We start from the raw sequence: 23880 nt of genomic DNA, 5'->3' as shown, positions 1-23880 counted from the left end.
TTACTAAACTATAATTCTAAAAAATCACAATCTGAGTATTTCCTCTTTATGTCAACACAGCGTTTAAAAGAGCTTGCCAAACGAGAAGCTGACCATTTATTTACCTTTAAACCAAAAATTAGACCCTTATACGTAGGGATAATGGCCGCTTTTACCATAGCTTCTACCATTTTTATTGCCGCTTTATTTGATCAGCTACCGATAGGGGTGTTGGCTTCTTTAGGTGCCATGATATTTCTTAATCAGCCTAAAGCAGGCAATATACATCAACGTCAGGGATTACTATTTTTTATTGGCATTATTATGGTCAGTAGCTTTAGTTTAGGTCTTGTGGCTCATAACCTGCCAGCTATAAGAGTGCCACTGTTTATCTTAATGACCTTTTCAATGGTGCTAATAGGCCGCTATCTACGTCTGCCTCCACCTGGGGGTATGTTTATTATTATGGCGTCAGTTTTGGCTATTTTTATGCCAGTAGAATGGTCGGGGATATTGCCTAAAATTGGTATTGTTGCTGCTGGGGCTATTTATGCTTGGATAGTGTCTCTGTTCTATAATTTGTGGATAGTAAGGTCGCCAGCGGAGCATGTAGACCTAGGTTATGGTTATCAGTTGGGCATGGTGACAGAGAGCTTAATTGTTAGCGCCTTTGTGGTACTGTCACTGGAGGTGGCTTTATGGTTAGACATGCCTTACCCTTATTGGGTTCCTGTTAGCTGCTACGTTATCATGCAAGGCATGCAATTACGGACGATGTGGATTAAACAGTTGCATCGGATTTTGGGGTATTTGTGGCTTGGTTTTTATTGTCACTGCCCTTATCAGACATCGGGGTAGCAATCGCCATATTTATGATGTTTGTCTGGATAGAAACCATCATTACCCGCCATTATGCGTTGGCAGTGGTTATGGTCACGCCGTTGACAATATTTATTGCTGAATACGGCAGGGGGCACTCAGCGTTATCTGCTGGTGCATCAGCGGCCTACGACGGTATTGTACAAGCTAGGTTCTTAGACACCTTATTGGGCTGTCTTATTGCCTTACTTGGTGGGGTAGTCATGCACTCTACTGGGTTAAGAAAGCCGTTAATGGCTTTAGAGACTAAAGTGTTTAGTCCCAAACCATAGTGCTTAGGGTAGCTTATTATTGTATAAAGCCATTTTATTAACGTTAGTGTTATCGATAGAGGTAATGCTGACTAACATCATTTATGGATCGTTACTGAGCCTCATTTAAGGCATTAAGGTCAACGCTAGCGCCAGTCCACAGTTTAAAGCTTAACGCCGCTTGTCCAATGAGCATGCCGTAGCCTGGTGAAACTTCAGCCCCTTTATCAGAAAAATGAGTCAAAAACGGTAGCTCACGGTCATACATCATATCGTAAGCATAGTGGCAATTTAAGCTGTCTTTTAGAGGTAGCATGTCACCTGATAGGCCGATTGAGGTGGCATTGATAATGATGTCAAAATCACCCTCTAACTGTTCTAAAGCACAGTAAGTAGGCTGAATAGCGTCAATAATTGGGCTGGCTGTACCCAGTTGTTGAACCAAGGCTTGGGCTTTTTCCACGGTGCGGTTGGCAATGGTAAGCTGTTTAATACCCGCCTCAATAAGCGGCAGAGCCACTCCGCGTGATGCCCCGCCAGCACCCAATATCGCAACTTTAGCGCCTTGAAGTGGCCAGCCTAGGCTGAGTAGATGATTGACCAATCCTTGACCATCAGTGTTGTCGCCATAGATTTTACCTTCCTTTAGCATAAGCGTGTTCACCGCTCCTGCCACTTGAGCATGTGTTGAAAGCTGCCCACGCTCTGCACATAACTGGTATGCTACTTGTTTAAAAGGTACAGTCACATTAGCGCCAACACCGCCTCCATTGAAAAACGCTTCTACCACGGCAATAAAGCTGGCAGCGTCATCGGGACAGTACTGACGGTTATAACGAATCTGTAGCTGCGTTTGTTTGGCAAACTGCTGGTGAATCTCAGGAGATTTGCTGTGGGCGATAGGATTGCCAATAACGATGAAGTGCTGAGGGCTAGACTGACTCATAAGATACTCTGTGTTGTTAGCTGTCCTATTAGGACGAAGTGGGTTGGTGGGCGTAAGATAATGCCAAAACTGGGTTAACATACAGTGAGCTTAGACAGCTGTCTCGGCTGTTTGTTACCTATAATTTAGTACAAAAAGATGAGTATAACAAACCCACTATGCTTGGGAGAGTCGTCTGTAAGGTTTGTCTTGGGCTTCATGCTTTTTCCACTATGCAATGCGTGGCGATTTGGATAAACTAGACACTCATTTTTAGAGAGAGTGGGGGCTTTATTTTAAAGTCTTCATAGAAGCGTTACCAAGGTGGGTAACGGTCCAAAAAATAAGTAAAAAGGTGTGCGTGAATGATTTTCAGCAAGTCCAAAAACTCTAGCCGACCATTTACTACAGGCTCAATGCTCTCAAAGTTCAGTGCCATAGGGTTAGCCACCTGTTTATTATTTACAGGGTGTAGCAAGGCCGATGAAACTTCGACGCCAATTGAAGCCTCTTCAGAAGCAGAAGCTTCAAAGCAAGCTCTGTCTAAGAATGATGCTGTGGCCAGTCATCAAGCAGATAGCCGTGTTGATTCAAGCGCTAACAAAAAGCCTGAAGGGAAACCGGTAAGCTACGATGTACAAAACTGGAAAGCGGCCAAAGCTCAAAATCTGACCTTAGAAGATGTGGATGCGATAAAAAAACAATTCGGTAAAGTCACCGTCACTGATGAAAAAAGCTTAGATTATGCCAGTAATATGGCAGTGAAATATCGCTTTATGAAAGGCGATGAACCTTATTTGGATATCATTGATTCTGATGATTACTTAGAGCTAGGCTGGTACTATGCCAACCCCAATGACTCAGACAGTGAAAAGCAAATGAGCGTTGATCATGCCAAAAAAGTATACAAAGTCATGACTGGTCTGATGGGTAAAGAAGGCGGCGACTTGGTAAAAAGTATCTTGACGGGGAAAATTGTTAAGAATAAAACCATTAATGAGACTAAGGTAGAGCTGGCTAAGTGTGAGTTCTACAGCTGCATGATTATTATAAATAAATAAATCCAGTTATTTTTTCTAATTTATTAGTTAGGGATGACTGGTTTTAAAATGATTTTTAAAGTAATAAGGCAAAGTGGTTCATTGGTTGGCTTTGCCTCGCTTAAATATTCTTTCATCTTAATAAGTCTTTCATCTTAATAAGCTTCTCATATCAACAAATCTCTCATTAGAGGAAATCATTATGTCTCATGCCATGACATGGTATCAACTCAGCGATACTGGCATGATGGCGCTTTCCGTCTCGGAAAATGCACCTTCCTCTACCGCTGTTTCTGATTATCTTGCGACTGCGCCTCAGCAAATTGCACCTAATCTACGGGCATTGGCCTATGGTGATGGGTTTTTTACCACCATGGGGGTGCATAATGCTCATTTACTTTGGCCGTCTTATCATCAAGCCCGTCTCCATAGCCATTGCCAAGCCTTACAGTTAACTATTACTCCTGAAGTTGAGCAAAGACTTTGGCCGCAACTACAGCAGTTTGCCGCTACTATCGACCATGGCATGATAAAACTCATCATTTCTCGTCCTACCCAAGATCTACGAGGATATGCGTATTCAATGCTTGCCTGTGACAATGAGGCTTTAATTTGGATAGGGGTGATGAAAACTGCACCGCTAGCGCAACAAACGGCTCAGTTTTTGCCAATAAAGCAGGAGTCGATAAAGCAGGGTAGTGATTCACAATGCTTAGAACAGGTTGTGCTAGAGCAATCACCGATTATTGCCAAGTGTTTGCAGTCACAGCTAGCCAGCTTACCTGAGCCATTAGCGGGTTTAAAAAGTTTAAACCGCTTGGATGGGGTAATCATAGCTGGTGAGTTACAACGCCATAAGCAGCAGAATCCTGAACTCGTTGAAGGCTTGGTAGCAGATATGAGTGGTAATTGGGTGGAAGGGGTAATGAGCAATGTGTTTTATTGTTTAAAATCCAAGCCAGATGCGACCAATAGTCATCAAACTTCCCTCAATTGGTATACACCACCGATTATCCATTCAGGCGTTCGCGGGGTTATGCGTCAGGTCATTATGGATAGGTTGGCCCGTCAAGGTGTACCGGCTCAAGAACGTCTTTTACGCGATGAAGATTTGGGCCAGATTGAGTCGATGTTCTTTTGTAATGGGGTACGTGGCGTGATCCCCGTTCAGCAGTTATGGTTTCAAGATGAGCAATTTCAGTTATCTTTAGCGCCGTTCAATAAGAAGTTTGTTTGAAGATAATCCTCGCTAGTTAAGACTATACTTTCTTGCCGATATGCCTGTTTGACCAACGATAAGGCTTGCTCCTCACTACTTGCACTAATCTTTACCAACTTTGACAAGGTCTCTGTCACTTCTACACAGTAAGTCTTGGGTGTTTCGCTCATCAATTCTTCTAACAATCCTTTCATCTAATCGACCTTGTAGGCATGCAACAAAAGTGTTTAAACCAAATTATATAATCTATAACTGATTGATATTGATCGTCTTTTGTTAATAGCTATTGTGCCTGTTTGTTTTTTGATCAATGATCACTTCTCATTCAAATAAAGAAGTGATTATGATGCGTTCTATCTATGAAGATAAGAGGATTCCAGTACAATTACGGCGCTTGATGGCTTTTGATGAGCTTTGTAAAAAAGCAAAATTGCATCCAGATAAAATCGTTCATTTACCAAGATTTACCCAATTAGCATTCGGCCTTATTTATTTAAAAGACATTAAAAGCTATAGGGCTTATGGGGGAATATTTGAATATGCACACACTCGGCAAGAGGTTATCCAACAGGGTATCCATATTATTCCTGAAGATGGACTTATTATGTGTGCATTAACCGTAAACTTAGAGCCTTTTACCAAACCTGTGGCAACGTCTATACAACTGTTATGGCATTGGAATAAGTTTGTGAAAAATAGGCTGCATTGCTATATAGATTACCGAGAAGAATGTTTTTTTCGTATCAATGACGAGGTAGATGAGGAATATGCTCCCCACCAGTTTCATGAAAGGCTAGTAGCGACAGCACATCTTCCTATGTGGGATGATAGATCAAAGCTAATATCCAATATAAATAGCACTTCAAAAACAGCACATATGCGTCCAAGCTGTTACGAGAACAGAATATAATCTTATAAGTCGCTATGGATGGTTTGGATTCTAACAGTTTGGCTGTAACTCTAATCAAGCTGTCAAAACAATAAACCGTCTTTCATCAAAAAGCCACCGCACTTTAACGATGACTGAAAGATTTAAGATGAGATTATTTCGAGCGATACCATCCACTAGCGAGCTAAAGGATTTTTGATATCCAATGCTGACTTGTCTAGTGGAGAGGTTAAGTCTATTAGCTCATTCTTTCGATAAAGTTTCGCACCACCATCACGAATTAGAGGCTGATATACCAATGTCGCTGAACTCGATGACCATTGACTAAATAGAGTGTCTAATGGGAGGGATACGTAAATGCCTTTGTCTAAACTACCTTCCCCAAACTCTTCAGAGGTGACATCAGTCTTGGTAATCCAGCCACCCATTTTTACGCCATTATTAAACTGACGAGACAAGTCTAATGTGGCGCCTTTATCCCCCGCTAAATACTGACCGGCGGATACCTTCATATCGACATCATACCAAGGGGTGTCCCAATAGACACTAACATTACCCGTAGTGGCTTCATAATCTTGCAACCCAAAATGCTGGTCGAAATCACGTTGACGCACATGATTTAAATCGACGCCCACGGCCCAAGGCTGATTAGGCTTACGATATAGAATTTCACCACCAACACCGGCAAACATAGGGTCGAGGTATCCTGCGTATGCTAAGCCATATAAGTTATTACCAAATGATTTAAATTGGTTCCACTGAAGGTTCGGCATGAGGATTCTGGAGGTGGTCATATACTCGCCAAAATTAGTTCTAACCCGAGGTAAATTGCTGTCTGCTACATACGAGTAATTATCGTAGTTGTCTACCACACGCACTTGTGCTGTGCCATCTACCCATGAGCCTGTCCAAAGTTTGTAATCTGCATTTGCATTCGCAAAAATACCAAATAGATAGCCGTCAGGACCCCCAATACTTTGCTGCAAACTGGGTGTAAATCGAATAGACCCTTTTGGCAATTCAGTATGAGACACTACTTGAGTATTTAAAGCGGGATAGGTAGGTACCGCTGTGGTAATGGTCAGTGGGTGATCAATACGCTGTGAGGGAGGCGGAAGCTGTAAATATTGCTGAGACCACGTGTCTGGATCGATATTGAATACACCTACAGGCTCTCCATAACGAGACACTTGTATTTGAATAAAATTAGTGTCCGCTGGCAAGACTTGACGTAGTACTTCCATACCTTGCTGCAGTCTTTCCTTGATAAAGGCGCCACCATAGTCTTCAACGTTTAATATAACATTGCCCTGAGTGATTGACAGGTCTGTGGCCTTCCATCCAGTAGCTTGAGAGAAGGCATTGATTATGGCCGGATTAGTATAAGTGTCTGAATTGCCTTGGCCTAAATTGATTTGATAACTAAGATTAGAGTATTGAGTGGCTGGAAGCTTTTGTATATTTTTGACTTGATAGGCTTTGGGTTTAATGCGGCCAAGCTTGGATAAATCTCCTTGCAAGGTTAGGCCAAGCATAAGAGTATCACCACGCTCATAGCCTGCGCTAACAGCGATACCACGGTCTAAATCTTGCCAGGTCGCCCCAATATTGACTGGAAAGTCCTTGGTATTCAGGTTTTTATCAGAATAAGGTTCAGACTGATAATCATTGCCATCATACTCAATTTTGAGTGTAAGCGGATCATAAGGAGTCTGCCATTGTATTCCACCGAATAATGAGGTTGGGCCAGTAAACCAAGATTTCGCACTCAATTCTCCACCTTCGCCTCCCTTATCCACAATTCGCTCATCAAAGCGATCATCAATAGCGCCTAGAGGATTATCAATATTACCTCGAGCGCCTAAATAGCCCCAACCCATACCCAAGCTAAAGTCAAAGTCGCCGTAACGTTTGTTAGCGACTAGGTACTCACCAGCGAATAAGCTAGTACCTGCCATATCTCGCCAGCCAACAGCTAATTCAGGCAACCAGCGGTCCTCTTTTAATAACTTCAATTTAACATCTAATGACTTGTCTTTTAAATCTTGCTTGGGGCTGACAGGACCATAAGATACCCCATCAATATTGCTATAGCGTACGGTGGTTTCAAGCCTATTAAATGGCTGCAAAAGAAGATTGTATTGAGTATAGGGATCGACGTGAGATATATGAGTTACTAAGGTGCCTTGGTCATGCATCCTTGCGGTAGGGGTTTGTAATAAACCAACGACACCCCAGTCGCTTGAGCTAATAGGTAGATCTCTGGACGTTTCAGGTTGGCTAACGGTAAGACTAATAGGATTCTCATTTTGCCCAAATGGTAATGGCAAATCTTGGCCTTGAGTGGCTATAAATTTAGCAATATCTTGGGCCAAATCTTTTGGCCAACCAGTGGTAGCATCAGGTACCCATAGCCACGACCCTGAAATAGGCGGCATCTGGCTTTGGGCATTCCACTTTGCTAAGGTAATGTATTGTATAGTGCCATCTGGTAAAATCAGATAAGCATCATCGGCTTGCGTCTGTTTGTTTAAAGTGGTTAGGCAATCGTCGATATAGTTCTGGGCTTTTGTACCCGCTTCATAAAGAACTCGGCACGCTTGTGTGTCATCGAATAATACGGTCACTGTGTTTGGATTGGCATGGAGAAGAACAGTATCCCCAGTACGTAAAACAGGTTCAATACTTGGGTTGGCTTCTAAATAGCGAGGGTCCTGCTTAGGAAGCAGCACACGCCCTGTAGCTGATAGGGACTGCAACCACTGCTTTAGGGGTAATAAGTTATTTTTTATTGACGACTTACTTTTTAAAAGATGATCTAAATCGGCAATAAGGGTTGTTTGCTGTTTCCGCTGCGGTGCTACTTCAGCGCTCGATTGCCAGGCCATGGCAGGTTCATAGGCAGGTTTAAAGTCAGATTTAGAGTTAGGTTTAAAGCCACTATTTTGATGATTATTCAACTCTTGTGACAACCAACCGCCCATTCGCTGGCCTGCAGGACCGGTCAGCATTCTTGAATGATTAGAGGTACTGATAACTGACTCTACAGCCTCAGATGAGTTATCTAAAGTTGTGGTCAGCGACTGGGTTTGATTTTGCGCATTAGCATTAATGGATAGAGTGAGACAGGAAGATAAAGCCAGAACTAAATGTTTGTAATTAAAGTGGGGAGGAGCACATAATTTACGCTTCATGATGTTTTCCATACTTGCCAAGATAAACAATATCTTTTTGAGATGCATTGTTGACCATAGACTGGCTTATTCATATTATTCGAATCAAACGCATACCAACTATCGAAGGTAGGTTGAGCTTGCATCGTTGGGCTTGCTGATATGGTGTATTCATGTACCCAGTTTAAAGTCGTTTTATCACCGACAAAATCATGGCGCTCAGGCGTCCCATTACTGCTTAATTCACGCCGTTCACGAACCGCTGTAATGCCGTCCACCGTATCAATCTCTCGCATGAATTGTTGATGATTGTGTGCTGACCAATTTAAAGGATAGACGGTACGTTCACGCCAGTCATATTCAGGTGTCGTTACCGTAATTAAACGGCCATTGCTCCATTTGAAAACAGAACGATCTGCACTATAAAACACCTCAGTATTAAGACTCGGCCATTGATCGTTAGCGCCTTGCGCCAACCAGGCAATGTGGCCGTTCATATTTAGCCTAATATAATTAAAGTTGGGATCAAGTTTAGGCATATCGGCACTGTTTTTAGAAACATTATTGCCAGTAATAATGCCTTTAGAAGTACCAAAACATATCGTATTGCTTTCTGAACATCCTGTTTTGGTAGTACATCCGAATACTGTAAAAGCACCAGTTACGATTAATAGCGTAAAAGTAGGCTTATTTATTTTTAGCATTTTTTCTCATCTTTATGATTCAGAAAAAATATGCCTTAAATTCTTACAAATTTAAGGCATATTAAGGTTTTATAAGGATGGTGAGTACATCAGATATGAATGGCTACTTATTTAGTGCCTGTAGTACCTGAAGTGCCAGAATCATTATCATCATCACCACTCGCGGCAATCGCAATACCAATTACTGCGGCAGCGGCTACTGGCGCCCATACAGGAATACTACCCGAAGATGCTACGACTGCTGGCGTAGGAGCTGGTGGTGGTGGAGTTACAGGTTGTACGACAGGAGGGGGTGTCTGGACGGTTGGTAGAGGTTGCGGTGCTGGTTGTGGAACAGGTTGCGGTGGTGGAACAACAGGCATACCTTTAGGGAATGCGCCACTAAACCAGTTATCACACTGATGCATAGAGACACGAACAATTCTACCTGAAGCATCATGATATTGATTAATCATCATCTCTGGTGAGTAAGGAATATATTTACCTTGAATGGCTTTAGCAACGCCATCACGACGTTGGCGATGACCTGTACCAATATCGCAAGTACCATTTTGAAATTGTGGGTGTAAATTACCCAGCAATCCTTCAGATACTGATACTTCATTGTTGTGTAATAGAGGCTTTTTAAAGGTGCTAGATCTATAAAATCTAGCTGTTCCTGAATTTATAGCTTGTTGACATTCTTCTAAAGTATCATAACCCACATTGCCATGAGAGTCTTGATGGATGCCGGCTTGGGCAGAAAAACTTAATGTCCCTAGGGTTATTAACGAGATAACGCCTACTAGTATTTTCAATGTTAGAATCCTTTTATTAGTTTTTTTAAAATATATTGTTAAGGTAAATTTAATTCTTACATTAACATTTTTAGATAGTATTTACACTTTTTTTTCTAATCATTATAAAGTTCAGAGTTGCACCAAAAGGATTGTTTAAAAAAAAGCCAATAGAAATCATTGGTTAAGGGTAATCGTCAATAGTAATTTTTTTGTAATCTTCAACGATAAGCAGTTAAAATCTGCAAAAGTTTGATGTATTAGAATTAAAAGGTGACTTATTTAAGGGTATTAAAGAGGTTAGGAGAGGGTTCATTAGATAAGAGAATTAATCTAACTCTATGCCTTATATATAGTTGTTCATATAGAGTTATATAGGAGACCAAACACCCCAGATGCTCATTCACCATTGAATATCAGAGCATACAGTGCTAAATTCTAGCAAACTTTTACCTCGTGAGTGGCTATGAGCGATTCTAATCCAAAAAATCCAAGCAATAATCCGAATAAACCGTCTGCTACTGAGACTGAAAATGTGCAACCCACAGATGTGTCTTTAGTCTGTGACGACCCTTCTCGTCATAAGAAACAGCCACCAAAACCCACCTCCAAACGTAGCTATCAGCTCATGTTGGTATTTGGATTAATGGCTGCTTTTGTATTGGCCATGGGTTATCAGACCTTGTTTGGACATTCTAAACAAGAGGCAGGCGACTTAGTGGTGAAAGAAGGGGAAAGCTATTACGGTTTCCTGCCCCAGTTTCAGCGTGATGTGCCGATGTTCTCGGCCAGTTTAGCCAAACTGTATATCAAATCTACCGTTGATACGCCGCTACATGCGGGGACTTATGAAGTGCCTAAAAATGCCAGCTTTAAACAGCTAATGGATGCCTTCAAAAAAGGCCAAAAAGTAGACATGGTTTCAATCCAAATTATTGAGGGTAAAACTGCTGCTGATTTATATAAAGTCATTGCCAATAGTGACGGGGTTGTCTTAGAAGTCCTAGAATCTAATGGTAAGCCTAAAGCCAACTTTAAACAGCTGTTGGGTATTGATGCGTTTACCCCAGAAGGACAGTTCTCTAGCAACTTAGAGGGTTGGTTTACCCCAGATACCTATCACTATGCTCGAGGGGTAACGGACAAGCAGATTTTGACAGATCTTTATAAACGTCAACAGCAAGCATTGGATGAAGCTTGGGAGAAACGTGATTCAGATCTGCCTTATAAGACGCCTTATGACGCATTAATCATGGCCTCTATTATCGAGAAAGAAACCAGCATAGCAAGTGAGCGCGAACTGGTATCTGCGGTTTTCGTCAACCGTCTTAATCAGGGCATGCGTCTGCAGACAGATCCCACCATTATTTATGGCATGGGCGAGCGTTATGATGGCAATATTCGCCGTACAGACATTAATGAAAAGACGGCTTATAACACCTATCAAATCGATGGCCTACCACCAACGCCGATTGCGCTGCCTTCTACTGCTTCTATCGAAGCCGCTATGCATCCTGCCAATAGCGATGTGATGTATTTTGTAGCGACTGGTAATGGGGGCCACAAGTTCACTAAGACGCTGGCTGAGCACAATCAAGCCGTAAAAGAGTATCTACAAGTGATGCGTGATAAGAAAAACAGTCAATAATCTATCGATAAAGAGAGCAAGCCTTATGTTGCAGACAGTCAATCAAGCTAAGTTTGTGAGCTTTGAGGGGACCGAGGGTGTGGGCAAGACCACCGCCATTGAAGGTCTATGTCAGCGCTTAGAGGCTGAAGACATCGACTATGTACGCACCCGTGAACCGGGTGGCAGTCCTTTTGCAGAGCAGCTACGGGCACTGCTGCTAGATCCCTGTACCGAGATCACGGATGATACCGAGCTGCTACTGATGTTCGCTGCCCGTAGCGATCATTTAGCACAGGTGATATTACCCGCATTGACTGCTGGAAAATGGGTGATATGCGATCGGTTTATAGATTCTACGGTGGCTTATCAAGGCTATGGTCGAGCCTCTGGTGATTCAGAGATGCGGCAAAAAATTGACAGTTTAATCGCTCAGTTTGTGCCCCGTCTGCCTGACATTACCTTATGGCTAGACTTACCTATAGAAGAAGGCATGCAGCGTGCTGGTAAGCGCAGTGCGGCTGATCGCTTTGAGCAACAGCAGATGGCCTTTTTTGAAAGAGTCTATCAGGGTTTTAACGAGCAGTATTTGGCACAGCCGCAGCGAATCCATAGGATTGATGCTCGTGGCGATGCTGCTACTGTGGCTCAACGTATTTGGCAAGTGGTTAATGAGCATCGTTAATAGAATAAAAAGTTATATGTCGTATTAAATAAAATTAAACAAATAAACAATAAAAAAGAGCAGCCCTTCAGCTGCTCATTTTTTGGTTCATTATTTATATGAAAGTTTAGAACGTAAAGCGTAGTTGCTGACTAAGCATTCTTGTGTTCCGCACTGTCTTTACGGGCCTGAGTATCAGGAAGACGTTCAGGATCTAACGAGCCGTTGGCCTGTCGAGGGGCTTGTGAGTTACCATTGTCTTGCGACTGGAGTGACTTTCTCGATGCTGAGGATTTGGTAGGCTTAGCGTTTTCCTGAACAATTTCAGTTTGCTTCTGTAGCTTTTTCTCAAGCTTAGTTGCCAAAGTGGCTTCTAAAGGCGTAACAGGGACTGAATGAGTAGAGGGAAGAGTGTCACTTGCCTTGTCAGAAAGTAGCTCGGTATCAAAAACACTTTCTTTCATCTCATTGTTAGCTTTAACCTCATTGCTACCTTTAGCATTAGGGGCATACATAGGATCACGTACATCATCACTTAAGGTCTTTTCTTTGCGCTTCTCTGGGCTCTTAGAAGTGGACTTAAATTGTAAGTCCGCTAAGGCACGGGCCTGATTCTGTTTTTCAGTGACGTCCACTGGTTTGGGTTGCACTTCATCTTCAATTACCAAAGCAACCAGCTTATGGTCACGAGGAATCTCGTTTTCAAAACTGTCGGTAATCACATGCAAATGGCCTTCTTTATCAATAGTAAATAGCGGCACAAATTGCTTATTATCGGCACGATACTGATTGTAGCTATAGCTGTCAGTAATATTGGTAATCTTCACTCGGGCCTTTTTAGACAGCATACTGGCCATTTTGGTATAGGTGACATCTTTCCCAAACAGCCAGCGAGAATTAAAGCTAGAACGTTTGCTTTCTCTTTCAGTCTTGGTTTTATCTTCAGCGAATTTTAAACGGTAAATTTTCTGTTCACCAAATTCATGACGATAGTGAAGCTCTGACAACGTGTTCATTTCTTTATCGGTGCTCATGGCAAATAGATGGCCAATTCCGATTAAATCTAGATGACGGTCGGCATGGTCAGAGATAGGGTTACCAAAGTAAGTGCGCAGCCCAGACATACGCGCTTTGGAGATATTGGTATAGTTGTTATGCGCCACTAACACATCGAAGCCTTGCTCTTGAAGCGCTTCTGCTACTTTCAGTGCCACAGGATTTGAGCCAACAATTAATACCCCGTTACTGGCAGGCTCACGCACACCCAACAGGTTGCCCACCATTTTGGCCCCTAGACCTTGAATCAACACTGTGCCAATAATAACCATAAATACTAGAGGTACTAATAGCTCTACCCCCTGAATATCATATTCTTGAAGACGAATGGCAAATAGAGATGAAATGGCGGCGGCGACGATACCGCGAGGGCCAATCCAGCTGATCATCATCTTCTCAGAGGTCTTTAAATTTGATCCCATCGAAGAAACCCAAACCGAAAGTGGACGGGCGATGAACATTACGATAGCTAAGAGCACTAGACCTTGGAAACCAACGCTTAATAAGCTGTCTAGCTCAACGCGTGCGGCCAAAACAATAAACAGTACTGAAATTAATAAGACAGTTAGTGACTCATTAAATTCAAGAATTTGCTCGCGTGGGAAGCCTTTCCAGTTGGCTAAGGCGACGCCCATCACGGTCACAGCCAAGAGACCCGATTCGTGCTCTAAATGGTTGGATATTGAGAACAGTAATAGCACAAAGGCTAAGGTAAAAACGTTGTGTAAGAATTCAGGAATCATGTGGCGCTTGATAAGATTGGCCAACACAAAAGCACCAAACATACCAATGGCAGTGGCAATAATGACGATTTCAGCAAACAAGAAAATGCTGTTGGCTTCGCCGCCTGAAATAATATACTCGTACACCAATACCACAGCGATAGCGCCCACGGGGTCGATGATAATACCTTCCCACTTTAAGATGTTGGAGATGGTCTTATTGGGGCGCACACTGCGCAGTAACGGCATGATAACTGTAGGGCCGGTCACACAGACCAAGGACCCGAAAAGTAAGGCAATGAGTGGGTCAACGTCAAACAGCAAGTAAGTGGACAGGGCGACTATAGCAATGGTAATTACCACGCCTACCGATACCAGCATCTGAACTACTTTACCGTGCTGCTTAATTTCCTCAAACTCTAAAGTCAGCGAGCCTTCAAATAAAATAATCGCCACGCCCAAAGAGATAAATGGGAATAACAAATCACCAATGACCGCATCTGGGTCAAAATAATTCATTATTGGGCCAATAAAAATACCAATTAGAAGTAAAAACAAAATTGACGGCTGTTTTAAATACCAAGCCAGCCATTGCGCTGCAATGCCTAACCCAACCACGCCAGATAATAATAAGGCGGTATCCATAAAAAATCCTTGTGTTTGCAGTGTCGAGTCCCAGTCAAGCAGTCAGCATGCGCTAAATTCTGCAAGTTTAAATAGGGTTAGATAGGGAGAGACAGATAGACACTGTAAAAAAAAGCCTAGTGAATGACGACTAGGCTTTGTTAATGTAGCTTGTGCTATAAATATTTATTTTAATTAACCAACGGTTTATAGCAGTTACTCTACGTTAACGGAATTGATTCAACAGTCTTAAAGTCAGATATAGACTTTAACCATGAGTTGACGACGAATAATGGCCGTCTCTAGGTCAACTGTTGACACCCTAAGCAAAAGAAACTAGGGTTAAGTAGGACTATAATATCACGAAATAAAGTAACACATCAGATACTATCACCCAATGATGACTTTAAAGAACCGTTAATTTTTAAAAAAACAATGAAATTATGTGAGAATCATGCCATCAATTGTCTTCGTTTGGTCAATTTAATTTAACTGATTAAAGTGTTGTTAATTAAGAAAATAGCAGGTTTTATACGCCATTTAAATAGTGGATTTTAAAAACAGACCGTTATTTTCTAACGGTTTACCAAATTAGAAAGTAACTGCAATTAAGGCGTTGAATAGGTGTGATATAAGTGCCTAGCGTATCTTATAAAAAGCCCTTATTATGAATAGAGAATAAATAGAAATTTTTGTTAGCCATAATAATTAACCGCTGTGGCGGTAAGGTTGGCGTTGGCATTTGCCTTGGTATTGTTAGTTAAGTTACTTAAGCAATTTAAGTTATTAAGGTCATTGAGTGTACTGAAGCCAGCCTAATGCGCATCACAGATCCCTCCAGGAGAATACCAATAATGAATAGTGCCTCAAAAAAAGACAACTACCCTTCCATTGTCGCTGAGCGCCTGATCCAGTATCAGGCAGAAGATACATCAGCACAGTCGTTATTAGACTCAACCTCTATGACTGGGCTGAACAAAGTTAACAAGCTAAATAAATTGCAACGAAATATAAAAGCATTCAGTGCAGGTTCAGTGCTTGCGCTTAGTAGTTTGGGATTGGGTACATTAGGCACTACAGCAGTGACTGCCACTTTAGCAGCAACGGCTGCTGCCCCGTCAGTGGCACAAGCGGCTGTGGTCGCCTCAGATTTTTCGGATCTGGTAGAGCAGGTCACTCCAGGGGTGGCTCGGGTGAATGTGGTCACCAAGGTGAGTGAAGAAGAGCTGGCTAAGGCACAGACGGTAGAGCTGTTACGTCAGTTCTTCGGCGATAGAATACGTATTCCTGGCGCTCAAACTCCGGCTATCGAATACAACTATGGTACGGGATTCTTTGTTACCTCAGATGGGTATTTATTGACCAACCATCACGTAATTGCGGGTGCGGATAAGATTACAGTGACCTTAAATGACCGTACTGAATTAGATGCCACGTTGGTGGGTAGTGATGAGCGCTCAGATGTGGCAGTGTTAAAAGTTAAAGCGATGCCAGGCAAATCTTATCCCGCTTTACCCATGGGAGATTCCAATGCGGTAAAAGTGGGTGAGCCGGTATTGGCCATTGGTTCTCCTTTTGGTTTTGACTATTCAGCATCTGCCGGTATCGTCAGTGCTAAGTCACGTAACTTCTCACGTGATATCAGCGTGCCCTTTATTCAGTCAGATGTGGCGCTAAACCCTGGTAACTCTGGCGGTCCTTTATTTAACCGCAATGGGCAAGTGATTGGTATTAACTCGCGTATTTTTAGTGGTACCGGCGGTTATATGGGACTGTCCTTCTCAATCCCTATTAATGAAGCTTTGGATATTTATCAGCAGCTTAAAAAAACTGGGGTAGTGTCGCGTGCTTACATGGGTATCTTCCCACAGGATATCGACCGTAACTTAGCAGAGGCCTATGGCCTAAGTAAGCCTCAAGGTGCCTTGCTGATCAAAGTGACACCAAAATCTCCAGCAGAAGCGGCAGGACTTAAAGCCGGTGATATTATTATTCAATATAACAATAAGATGATTTTAGAGTCGTCAGATTTATTGAATATCATTAACCGCAGCAAGCCAGGCGATACTTTTAATGCTGTCGTACTGCGTCAAGGAAAGCAGTTCAATATCAGTGGTAAACTATCGGTCGCTCCCGATGAGGTTGCTCCTGATGCTGTAGTGACCAAGTCAAATAACAGTCAGATTCGTCTGGGGTTACGTATTCAAGCGTTGCCTAAAGAAAGCTTGGCTCAATTGGGCGGAGAAGGGGTGTTGGTCACAGAGGTGGACCCAACAGGTATAGCGGCACGTGCAGGATTACGACCAGGGGATGTTATTACTAACTTACATCAGAAGTCGATTGCTAGTATTGATGACTTTCAACGTGCATTACGTCAGCTTCCTGAGAAGGGAGTAGTGACCATTGAGGTTGTTCGTCAAGGTATCCCAGCGATTATTGGTTTACGCTTAGATTAAAAAAAGCCAACGCTAAGCCCATTAAATTATATGATTCCAATTTAATTTAATGCTAAAAACTATTGTTCAAATTCTAATCATAAAAAAAGCGCTCTGAATCAGAGTAATGCCAGTCAGTTAAGGCTGACTGGTATTTTTTTTGGGATATTTTTGTGGCTTACCCTTAACCACCCTCGGGCAAGATCGCTTTCTACGTTCAGGAATAACAAACAATTTTCCTTCCTCTAAAAGTGCATCTAACAACTTAGGGAAGAGTCCTGCAGCCTGTAAAGGTGCAAACCGTAACAGATCAACAATCGTAATAGACGCCATATGAAAGCTAATTCGTAGAGGGCTAACCTTAGCTCTAACTGCCATATATCGCATCAAACGTCTTATCAGATTATAAGCAATCATAAGCCCCCAGAACTCTTGTAACACAAGCTGTGGCAGCTTACTTCTTAACAACAGCCCCTGCTGTAAATCAGACTTAATTTCCCTAAAAGCCATCTCGATCTCCCAGCGCTGCAAGTAAAGCTGTGCCACTTTATCCTTAGTAAAGCGTTTATCATCTATTAAAGAGGTGATGTATCGTCTTGTCTTACCCTCATAACGACACTCAATTAATCGAGCTTGCCAAGTATCGGGTAGGTTTGGATTTTTCTTTTGTGCCTGAGGAGAGACGGGCATTTGTATTAAGTAGTCCCCTTCACTAAAGGTTTCAATCACAGTGTAACGCAGATTATCTTTAGCCCGCATGAGCCAGTGGCTGTTTGGATGGGCTTGTTGCCAACTAATCAGTAGGTCTGCTGAGAAATAGGCTCTATCAAAGAGCGTAATGCTATTGTCTTCAACATTTAGCTGATGGGCCAAGGTGATCTCTCCTTGACCCATATCTGCAAGGGTTGTGTCAATGATCTCATGCGTGTCAGTATTGATCAGACATACCGAACGCATTTGGGGATAGGGCGCCTCTTTAGTTCTGCCTTTGCTTGAGCTAAAGTGCTGAAGGTTCTCATCAGTGTATGGGAGTGAGTATACGACACCGTCTACAGCGTGGACGCTAAGTCCCATGAAGTCTTGCTGCTGGGCTCGTGATTCTGTTTGGTAGTGAGCACTTAGTTGATGAAATAGCTGCTTTAGAGGCTCATACCCGAGGCGTTGTCTTGCTTGTACCACAGCGCTGGGTACGCAGGCCTGTGTGTCTATATTAAGCCGCATTTGCTCTGTGATATACCAGATGGAACGGTTTCGATATAAAGCTGTGCCGATGACTATCCAAACAACATGTTCGGCAGGTAGCTTACGTCTTCTAATGCTCGCTTTGCCCGTATATTCTAAAGCCTGCTGTATCCAGTCAGGATCTATTAATTCACTAAATTGTTCTAGGGTGTCTGGAATCCTTTTATGCGTCTCATTAATAGCGTCTTGTAGTCTCATAGTAAAATAGCCCATCTACTTATTAGATAGGCTATTTTATTACTTTTATTGAGTTTTTGCCTTAACTGACTGGCATTACTCTGAATCAGAGCGCTTTTTTGTAAGAGGACGGTATTAATCTATCAAAGCATTAAACGGTCACTCATTAACCTTTAAAAGGTCAGTTAAACACAGTGTAAATTAATATAGCTATTAACGTACATTGTCACCTAAAGTAACGATAGGCTTGTCTAGACGGTAATTTGCTGCGGCACTACGTGCACCGGCAATACTAGCAAGGAAGGTTAATAAAGAGCTGATTAACCAGAATAAGCCTGTGTATAACGCAGTTTTACGAGCCACATCTTCTGCTTGATAAAGGGCCTGATTGGCTTTTTCGCTAGCAGACGCTACCATTTGTTCAGTTTGCGCTTTGTATTCATTATATGAGGCAACAACTTCTGTACGAACTTGCTGAGCTTCAGGTTCACTCAGACCTGCTGTTTGAAGACGAGTAATAATTTCATCGCTTTCTAGAGTTTGTTGAACATCAGCCAGACGCTTTTTAGCAATCTCATCTAAGTTTTTCCAAGTATCAAGGTCAGTAAAATCTAAAGACTTAACTTCCGCTTTCTGTTCGTTCACCAATTGTGTGATAACAGTGGTGGTTGCATTTACTTGTTCTTGATCTAGATTCTGCGAGTTTTTAGCCACCCATTTTTCAACATCACTACGACTGATATCACCCACTACTTTGTCATAAACATTTTTAGCTTCTTGCTGTACATTGGTGTCTGATTGACCAGCCACTGTGCCAACAGCAGTGGCTACGCCGCCCGCTGCCGTAGCAGTGGTATTGGCTACTGTACTAACGGTACTGCCTACTGCATTCGTCGCTGATGACAAAATGCCTGTGGCACCATTCACTGCCATAACGGTAGTTAAGGCAATCATTGAAGCGGCCGCTAACATACCAGTTAAAGTGGCATCTTTGGGATCAATTTCTGTACCGTCACCGAATAAAGTTTCAGGTGCAGAATATTTAACCGCAAAATAACCTGCGACATAAGCACTGACTAGCGCAGTAATGGCAGTATAAATTCCTGCAGCGATACTGGTACCTTGAAGACTAAATGGTAGAAAAGAGCTTAATACTAGCGCTAGGGCAATCATAGCCATAACTACGATTAAACCCATCAGAAGTCCTGCTAGTACACCACGCCAAGAAGGGCGCTTTTGTGGTGGATATGAAGTAATCATTTTATTGTCCTTATTACTCTAATTTGAATTGAGTTAATTTGAGTTATATTGGTTTAATTTTAGAGATAACGTTTTTAGTTAGCTTTTATAGGTATGAGTAAACGAAAAAATAGCTATCTATCTAATTTAACAACAATTATTAGTAAAATATCGATAGACTCAGTCTACTCTCCTATCGATTCGGATATTAGCATAGCTAATAAGCTTTAAAGATTTAGTTTAGTAAGGATATGACAAGAAATGTATACCAACTGCATACACTGTCAGTAAACAGTAAGTTAATAGAGGATTAGAGTATTAACTGTGTATAGAGGCAAGGTTAATTAATGATTTTCAAAGAAAAATTCAAAAATTAAATAGAGATTTAGATAGGAATGAAGTTAATAACGTAGTATCAAATAACAGAGCGGCAAATTAGACATAAATTCTAGACATAAAAAAACCTCCAATCGTTCTGATTGGAGGTTTAGTGCTTATCTCTTAGTAAATATAACACTAAGGACAAGCTCGAATAGGTGGTATCCCGTAGGGGATTCGAACCCCTGTTACCGCCGTGAAAGGGCGGGGTCCTAGGCCTCTAGACGAACGGGACACAAAATCATGTAAACATGAAATAGTTTTACAACGTAAGGTGCTATAAAAATAGCGTTGCCTAGGTGCTTACGTTGGTGCCGCTGATAATCACTATATATAATATATTGAATACCAACTCATCTTAACTTATTGGTGGAGCTAAACGGAGTCGAACCGTTGACCCCTTGCATGCCATGCAAGTGCTCTACCAACTGAGCTATAGCCCCTTGCTAAGGGTGGGCGTATTTTATGCAAGTTAAGTAATCTTGTCAATACTTTTTTTTGATTATTTTGAAAATATTTCAAAAAAGAAGTCTTTACAGCAGATTACAGCAAAAATAGCGCCATCGCTTAAGATGTGGCGGCATTATATGTCAAAATTATGAACGTGAAAAGCCTTTAATTCAAAAATAAGGCAATTTTTTTGTTTTTAACGATTTAACGCGGAATTAATTAACCTAATAGGCCACTCATCATCAAACGCCTATAAAGAAAAGCTATATACACAAAGCGGGCCGAATTTAACATGGCCCGCTCCTGAAAAAAACAGCGATAATAAAGGGTAATTACTATTTTTGATTATAGCCCCTCACCAAACCGACCTTGTTGAAAGTCGTTTACGGCCTCAATAATTTGTTTTTGGGTGTTCATGACAAATGGACCGTATTGGACGATAGGCTCATTTAGCGGACGTCCGGTGATTAAGATGACCTTGGTATCTTGCGTAGTATCCGCTTCAATAATTACCCCATCCGTATTGGCGACGTTTTTTAGTATGGCCATGGTTTTCACAGGTATCTGCTGATCAGAAATACGAGCACTGCCACGATACACAAAGACAAAGGCATTATGGTCGGCAGGGATGGCATGACTAAAGCGACTGCCTGCCGACAAATGAATGTCCAAGTAAGTCGGTTCAGTCACCTCACGAGTGACCGCGCCTTGGATACCATGTGATTCCCCAGCAATGACCGTAACATTGGCACCGCTGTTAGTCGTAAACTGGGGTAGGTCAGCCTTCTGAAAGTCTTTATACCAAGGGTCTCTCATTTTGTCTTTAGCCGGTAGGTTCAGCCACAACTGAAAGCCTTCCATGTTCCCGTCTTCTTGTTCGGGGATTTCTGAATGGATAACTCCACTGGCTGCGGTCATCCACTGTACGCCCCCGTTTTCAATCAAGCCTTCATTACCCGCACTGTCTTTATGACGCATACGACCACTGATCATATAAGTAATGGTTTCAAAGCCGCGGTGAGGATGATTAGGGAATCCAGCGATATAATCGTCAGGATTGTCACTTTTAAAGTTATCTAGCATCAGATAGGGATCTAAGCGGTGCTGTAGTTCCTGAGTCAAGACTCGGGTTAGCTTTACGCCTGCGCCGTCTTGAGTGTCTATACCGGCAAACAAATGCTCAACGCTGCGAGGTGAGCTTACGACAGGTTCTTTGGCTTGCTGTTGTTGTGTATTATCAATGATTGTCATGGCAGAGGTTCCTTTATTTATAACTATTATTTACAAGCATCTGTATAACTATCTACAAAAGCACATTTAGTTTTGTATTCGATTTGTTCGTTTTATTCTATGTAGCGAAATCTCTATTGCCAGCATTTTTGGGGTTAGTGTTACTAGGGTCAGCGCAGTATCGATAACCAACAAAGCAAATGCTGGTTTGTGTGCTTGATACATTTACTTTAGTAACTTCAGTCGTCTTTGCTTATATGCTTTTTTTAGGACAAATGTTATTTAAAACAGTAGGTTGGCAAAAGTATATTGTCCAAAATTAGAGCGGCTATAAACACAAGTGAAAGCAAAACCAGTAGCAAAATTGAAAGCAGCACTGGTAATGGTGGCTATAAACTGTGATAAAATAGCAAACTCGACTTGGGTTAACTTTTACCTTTTAGTCTTAAAAATAGTACTAATAGTCTTGAAAAAAGTATTAAACCGCTGGAGCTTTTCGGCTTCCTACCTATGGTTTTATTTTATGATCTATTCACAGCATTTATCAGGTGCCCGTGAGCACTGAATATCAATTTAAGCCCCATGAACAACCCTTTATGGTGGGCTCTCCTGCAAACCCTGATCATCCTTCATTGCGTAAGGTGTTGTACTTACTTATCGGTATTCTTGTCGGTCTAATCGCAGGTTTTCAAAACGGTTTGTTGGTGGTTAATTTACCTAATATCCAAGGCTCATTGGGGTTGACCCCTGTCGAAGGGGGCTGGATATCGGTCACTTATAACATGACCAATGCTTGTATTACTGTATTGCTATACAAGATACGGCAGCAATTTGGCATATCTTCATTTAGCAAAATCGCCCTATTTTTACTATTACTGGCCACCAGTTTGCAGTGGATAGTGAGCAGTGGCTTGCTAACGGTTTATATTGATAACTTGCTTGAGCCTTACTATTTGGAGCTTATTGCTCGTGGTATCAGTGGCATTGCTGCCAGTGCAATGACAGTACTGGCGATTTTTTACTCGTTACAGGGTATGCCTGTCGCAAAACGTATCAGTGGTATGATTTTGGGGTTTGGCCTAGTCCAGTTTGGCACTCCCTTAGCCCGTATTGTCTCACCTTATCTGGCGGTCGAAGGTGATATTGAGAATTTATTTCTATTTCAATTTGGTCTGGCGCTGCTTTGTTTTGGGTTAATCAATCTATTAGAGCTACCGCCTGGCAAGACGGACAAAGTTTTTGAAAAACTCGATATCTTGAGTTTTACATTCTTTGCAGGGGGGCTTGCTGCTCTATGCGTATTTTTGGTGCAAGGGCGGATTGTATGGTGGACTACGCCCTGGCTGAGTTATCCGCTCATCATTGCCTTCGTGTGTATTAATATTGCGTTATGGATTGAAACACATCGCAAAAATCCGATGCTACAAGTACGGTGGATGCGCAGTCGTAATGTCATTGCCTTTATGATTACCGGCGCTGTTATGCGAATATTGCTGTCCGAACAGAGTGTGGGGGCGGCAGGACTGTTAACAACTTTGGGCTATGGCAATGATCAGATGGTGGGGTTCTATGCTGTTGTATTAGCGGCAAGTTTATTAGCACTGCTTATCAGTATGTGGTTACTTAAGGCAACAGAGCTGCGTCGACCGGTTATTATCGCGGTGGCTTTAATCGCCTTAGGGGCTTGGCTAGATACAGGGGCATCCCTTAATTCTACCCCAGAAATGTTTTATGCTAGCCAATTTTTAATTGCTTTTTCTGCTATTTATTTTATGGGTCCTATGGTCTTTGAGGGCATGATTCGCGCTATTGCTAATGGTCCTGCTTATATTATTAGCTTCTCTGTTATTTTTAGTATTTCTCAAACCATTGGCGGGCTTGCGGGTGCGGCAATCATTCAAGCTTTTACCACGATACGTACCCAAAGCCACTATGCCAATATGATGAACTCAGCCAATTTGGGTGACCCTGCTGCTTTGTCGCAAATTATTAAAAACGTCACGCTACAAGCAACAGTAGCGGCCTATCGAGATTTATTCTTTGTCGCAGCCGTTATGGCCAGTGTGACTACTATTATTTTGCTACTTAATTTTGCTTATCACCGCTATCACAAAAGCAATCCGCTGGGTAAAGAGCTTGCCATTCTTGCCAAAATGCTCGGAAAATAAATATCATCGCTCCTAACGGTTGACTGCCTAATC

General features: G+C 42.1%; 18 protein-coding genes and 2 tRNA genes. 9 read left to right on the top strand and 11 right to left on the bottom strand.

Annotated elements, in window-relative coordinates; genetic code table 11:
- The first annotated feature begins 48 nt into the window (after positions 1 to 48).
- A complete protein-coding gene (locus LK453_RS03585; protein WP_201537112.1) occupies positions 49 to 837 on the top strand; it encodes a hypothetical protein in 789 nt (262 codons plus the stop codon).
- Positions 792 to 1130, top strand: coding sequence for an FUSC family protein (locus LK453_RS03580; protein WP_007394614.1), 339 nt, complete (start codon positions 792 to 794; stop codon positions 1128 to 1130). The genes LK453_RS03585 and LK453_RS03580 overlap by 46 nt, the downstream gene beginning before the upstream one ends.
- A 91-nt stretch (positions 1131 to 1221) precedes the next feature.
- Here LK453_RS03580 and aroE read toward each other — a convergent pair whose 3' ends face one another.
- Positions 1222 to 2055, bottom strand: a complete 834-nt coding sequence (aroE, locus tag LK453_RS03575) for a shikimate dehydrogenase (RefSeq protein WP_044298258.1) — start codon at positions 2053 to 2055, stop codon at positions 1222 to 1224.
- 344 nt (positions 2056 to 2399) lie between these two features.
- On the opposite strand from aroE, the gene LK453_RS03570 reads away from it, so the two are divergent.
- Together LK453_RS03570 and LK453_RS03565 are read left to right on the top strand one after the other, a co-directional pair.
- Positions 2400 to 3095 (top strand): hypothetical protein, encoded by a 696-nt coding sequence (locus tag LK453_RS03570; RefSeq protein ID WP_007394612.1) that lies wholly within the window; start codon positions 2400 to 2402, stop codon positions 3093 to 3095.
- Between the two features lie 181 nt (positions 3096 to 3276).
- On the top strand, positions 3277 to 4311 hold the full coding sequence (locus LK453_RS03565; protein WP_007394611.1) for an aminotransferase class IV: 1035 nt from the start codon (positions 3277 to 3279) through the stop codon (positions 4309 to 4311).
- Here the strand turns inward: LK453_RS03565 and LK453_RS03560 are convergent.
- Positions 4272 to 4487 (bottom strand): DpnD/PcfM family protein, encoded by a 216-nt coding sequence (locus tag LK453_RS03560; RefSeq protein WP_007394610.1) that lies wholly within the window; start codon positions 4485 to 4487, stop codon positions 4272 to 4274. The genes LK453_RS03565 and LK453_RS03560 overlap by 40 nt on opposite strands.
- A gap of 149 nt (positions 4488 to 4636) precedes the next feature.
- Between LK453_RS03560 and LK453_RS03555 the strand changes: the two genes are divergently transcribed.
- Complete coding sequence (locus LK453_RS03555) at positions 4637 to 5203, top strand: hypothetical protein (protein ID WP_227671996.1); 567 nt, start codon at positions 4637 to 4639, stop codon at positions 5201 to 5203.
- Positions 5204 to 5358: 155 nt separating this feature from the next.
- Here LK453_RS03555 and LK453_RS03550 read toward each other — a convergent pair whose 3' ends face one another.
- From LK453_RS03550 to LK453_RS03540, 3 genes are all read right to left on the bottom strand, one after another.
- Complete coding sequence (locus tag LK453_RS03550; protein ID WP_227674400.1) at positions 5359 to 8376, bottom strand: YjbH domain-containing protein; 3018 nt, start codon at positions 8374 to 8376, stop codon at positions 5359 to 5361.
- Positions 8373 to 9059 (bottom strand): hypothetical protein, encoded by a 687-nt coding sequence (locus LK453_RS03545; RefSeq protein WP_007394607.1) that lies wholly within the window; start codon positions 9057 to 9059, stop codon positions 8373 to 8375. Before LK453_RS03545 ends, LK453_RS03550 begins: the two co-directional genes overlap by 4 nt.
- Before the next feature lie 107 nt (positions 9060 to 9166).
- Positions 9167 to 9856: a hypothetical protein gene (locus LK453_RS03540; protein WP_007394606.1), complete on the bottom strand. Its 690-nt coding sequence runs from the start codon at positions 9854 to 9856 to the stop codon at positions 9167 to 9169.
- Positions 9857 to 10301: 445 nt separating this feature from the next.
- Here LK453_RS03540 and mltG point away from each other — a divergent pair, with 445 nt between their 5' ends.
- Together mltG and tmk are read left to right on the top strand one after the other, a co-directional pair.
- Entirely contained in the window at positions 10302 to 11483 is a 1182-nt protein-coding gene (gene mltG / locus LK453_RS03535; RefSeq protein WP_007394605.1) for an endolytic transglycosylase MltG, read from the top strand.
- Positions 11484 to 11508: 25 nt separating this feature from the next.
- Complete coding sequence (tmk, locus tag LK453_RS03530; RefSeq protein WP_044298005.1) at positions 11509 to 12147, top strand: dTMP kinase; 639 nt, start codon at positions 11509 to 11511, stop codon at positions 12145 to 12147.
- A gap of 131 nt (positions 12148 to 12278) precedes the next feature.
- Here tmk and LK453_RS03525 read toward each other — a convergent pair whose 3' ends face one another.
- Positions 12279 to 14549 carry a cation:proton antiporter gene (locus LK453_RS03525; RefSeq protein WP_201537115.1) on the bottom strand — a complete coding sequence of 757 codons (2271 nt, stop codon included), beginning with the start codon at positions 14547 to 14549 and terminating at the stop codon, positions 12279 to 12281.
- 833 nt (positions 14550 to 15382) lie between these two features.
- On the opposite strand from LK453_RS03525, the gene LK453_RS03520 reads away from it, so the two are divergent.
- Complete coding sequence (locus tag LK453_RS03520; RefSeq protein WP_227674399.1) at positions 15383 to 16984, top strand: Do family serine endopeptidase; 1602 nt, start codon at positions 15383 to 15385, stop codon at positions 16982 to 16984.
- A 117-nt stretch (positions 16985 to 17101) separates the two neighbouring features.
- Here the strand turns inward: LK453_RS03520 and LK453_RS03515 are convergent, their stop codons facing one another.
- From LK453_RS03515 to LK453_RS03495, 5 genes are all read right to left on the bottom strand, one after another.
- Positions 17102 to 18403, bottom strand: coding sequence for an IS4 family transposase (locus LK453_RS03515; RefSeq protein ID WP_227954066.1), 1302 nt, complete (start codon positions 18401 to 18403; stop codon positions 17102 to 17104).
- Positions 18404 to 18595: 192 nt separating this feature from the next.
- Entirely contained in the window at positions 18596 to 19642 is a 1047-nt protein-coding gene (locus LK453_RS03510; RefSeq protein ID WP_201537863.1) for an MFS transporter, read from the bottom strand.
- Between the two features lie 516 nt (positions 19643 to 20158).
- Positions 20159 to 20234, bottom strand: a tRNA-Glu gene (locus tag LK453_RS03505).
- 132 nt (positions 20235 to 20366) lie between these two features.
- Positions 20367 to 20442: transfer RNA gene (locus LK453_RS03500), tRNA-Ala, on the bottom strand.
- A gap of 352 nt (positions 20443 to 20794) precedes the next feature.
- A complete protein-coding gene (locus LK453_RS03495; protein ID WP_227674415.1) occupies positions 20795 to 21700 on the bottom strand; it encodes a pirin family protein in 906 nt (301 codons plus the stop codon).
- 533 nt (positions 21701 to 22233) lie between these two features.
- Here LK453_RS03495 and LK453_RS03490 point away from each other — a divergent pair.
- Positions 22234 to 23847: an MFS transporter gene (locus LK453_RS03490; RefSeq protein WP_201537865.1), complete on the top strand. Its 1614-nt coding sequence runs from the start codon at positions 22234 to 22236 to the stop codon at positions 23845 to 23847.
- The last annotated feature ends 33 nt before the right edge of the window (positions 23848 to 23880 follow it).

Source organism: Psychrobacter sanguinis, assembly GCF_020736705.1.
GTDB lineage: Bacteria > Pseudomonadota > Gammaproteobacteria > Pseudomonadales > Moraxellaceae > Psychrobacter > Psychrobacter sanguinis.
The sequence above is the reverse complement of the archived record's forward strand: the minus strand, read 5'-3'. Positions and strand labels throughout refer to the sequence as shown.

Excerpts from the sequence above, each read along its gene's own strand:
- LK453_RS03585 (WP_201537112.1), top strand. The coding sequence starts at position 49 with ATGTCAACACAGCGTTTAAAAGAGCTTGCCAAACGAGAAGCTGACCAT.
- aroE (WP_044298258.1), bottom strand. The coding sequence starts at position 2,055 with ATGAGTCAGTCTAGCCCTCAGCACTTCATCGTTATTGGCAATCCTATC.
- LK453_RS03570 (WP_007394612.1), top strand. The coding sequence starts at position 2,400 with ATGATTTTCAGCAAGTCCAAAAACTCTAGCCGACCATTTACTACAGGC.
- LK453_RS03565 (WP_007394611.1), top strand. The coding sequence starts at position 3,277 with ATGTCTCATGCCATGACATGGTATCAACTCAGCGATACTGGCATGATG.
- LK453_RS03560 (WP_007394610.1), bottom strand. The coding sequence starts at position 4,487 with ATGAAAGGATTGTTAGAAGAATTGATGAGCGAAACACCCAAGACTTAC.
- LK453_RS03555 (WP_227671996.1), top strand. The coding sequence starts at position 4,637 with ATGATGCGTTCTATCTATGAAGATAAGAGGATTCCAGTACAATTACGG.
- LK453_RS03550 (WP_227674400.1), bottom strand. The coding sequence starts at position 8,376 with ATGAAGCGTAAATTATGTGCTCCTCCCCACTTTAATTACAAACATTTA.
- LK453_RS03545 (WP_007394607.1), bottom strand. The coding sequence starts at position 9,059 with ATGCTAAAAATAAATAAGCCTACTTTTACGCTATTAATCGTAACTGGT.
- mltG (WP_007394605.1), top strand. The coding sequence starts at position 10,302 with ATGAGCGATTCTAATCCAAAAAATCCAAGCAATAATCCGAATAAACCG.
- tmk (WP_044298005.1), top strand. The coding sequence starts at position 11,509 with ATGTTGCAGACAGTCAATCAAGCTAAGTTTGTGAGCTTTGAGGGGACC.
- LK453_RS03525 (WP_201537115.1), bottom strand. The coding sequence starts at position 14,549 with ATGGATACCGCCTTATTATTATCTGGCGTGGTTGGGTTAGGCATTGCA.
- LK453_RS03520 (WP_227674399.1), top strand. The coding sequence starts at position 15,383 with ATGAATAGTGCCTCAAAAAAAGACAACTACCCTTCCATTGTCGCTGAG.
- LK453_RS03515 (WP_227954066.1), bottom strand. The coding sequence starts at position 18,403 with ATGAGACTACAAGACGCTATTAATGAGACGCATAAAAGGATTCCAGAC.
- LK453_RS03510 (WP_201537863.1), bottom strand. The coding sequence starts at position 19,642 with ATGATTACTTCATATCCACCACAAAAGCGCCCTTCTTGGCGTGGTGTA.
- LK453_RS03495 (WP_227674415.1), bottom strand. The coding sequence starts at position 21,700 with ATGACAATCATTGATAATACACAACAACAGCAAGCCAAAGAACCTGTC.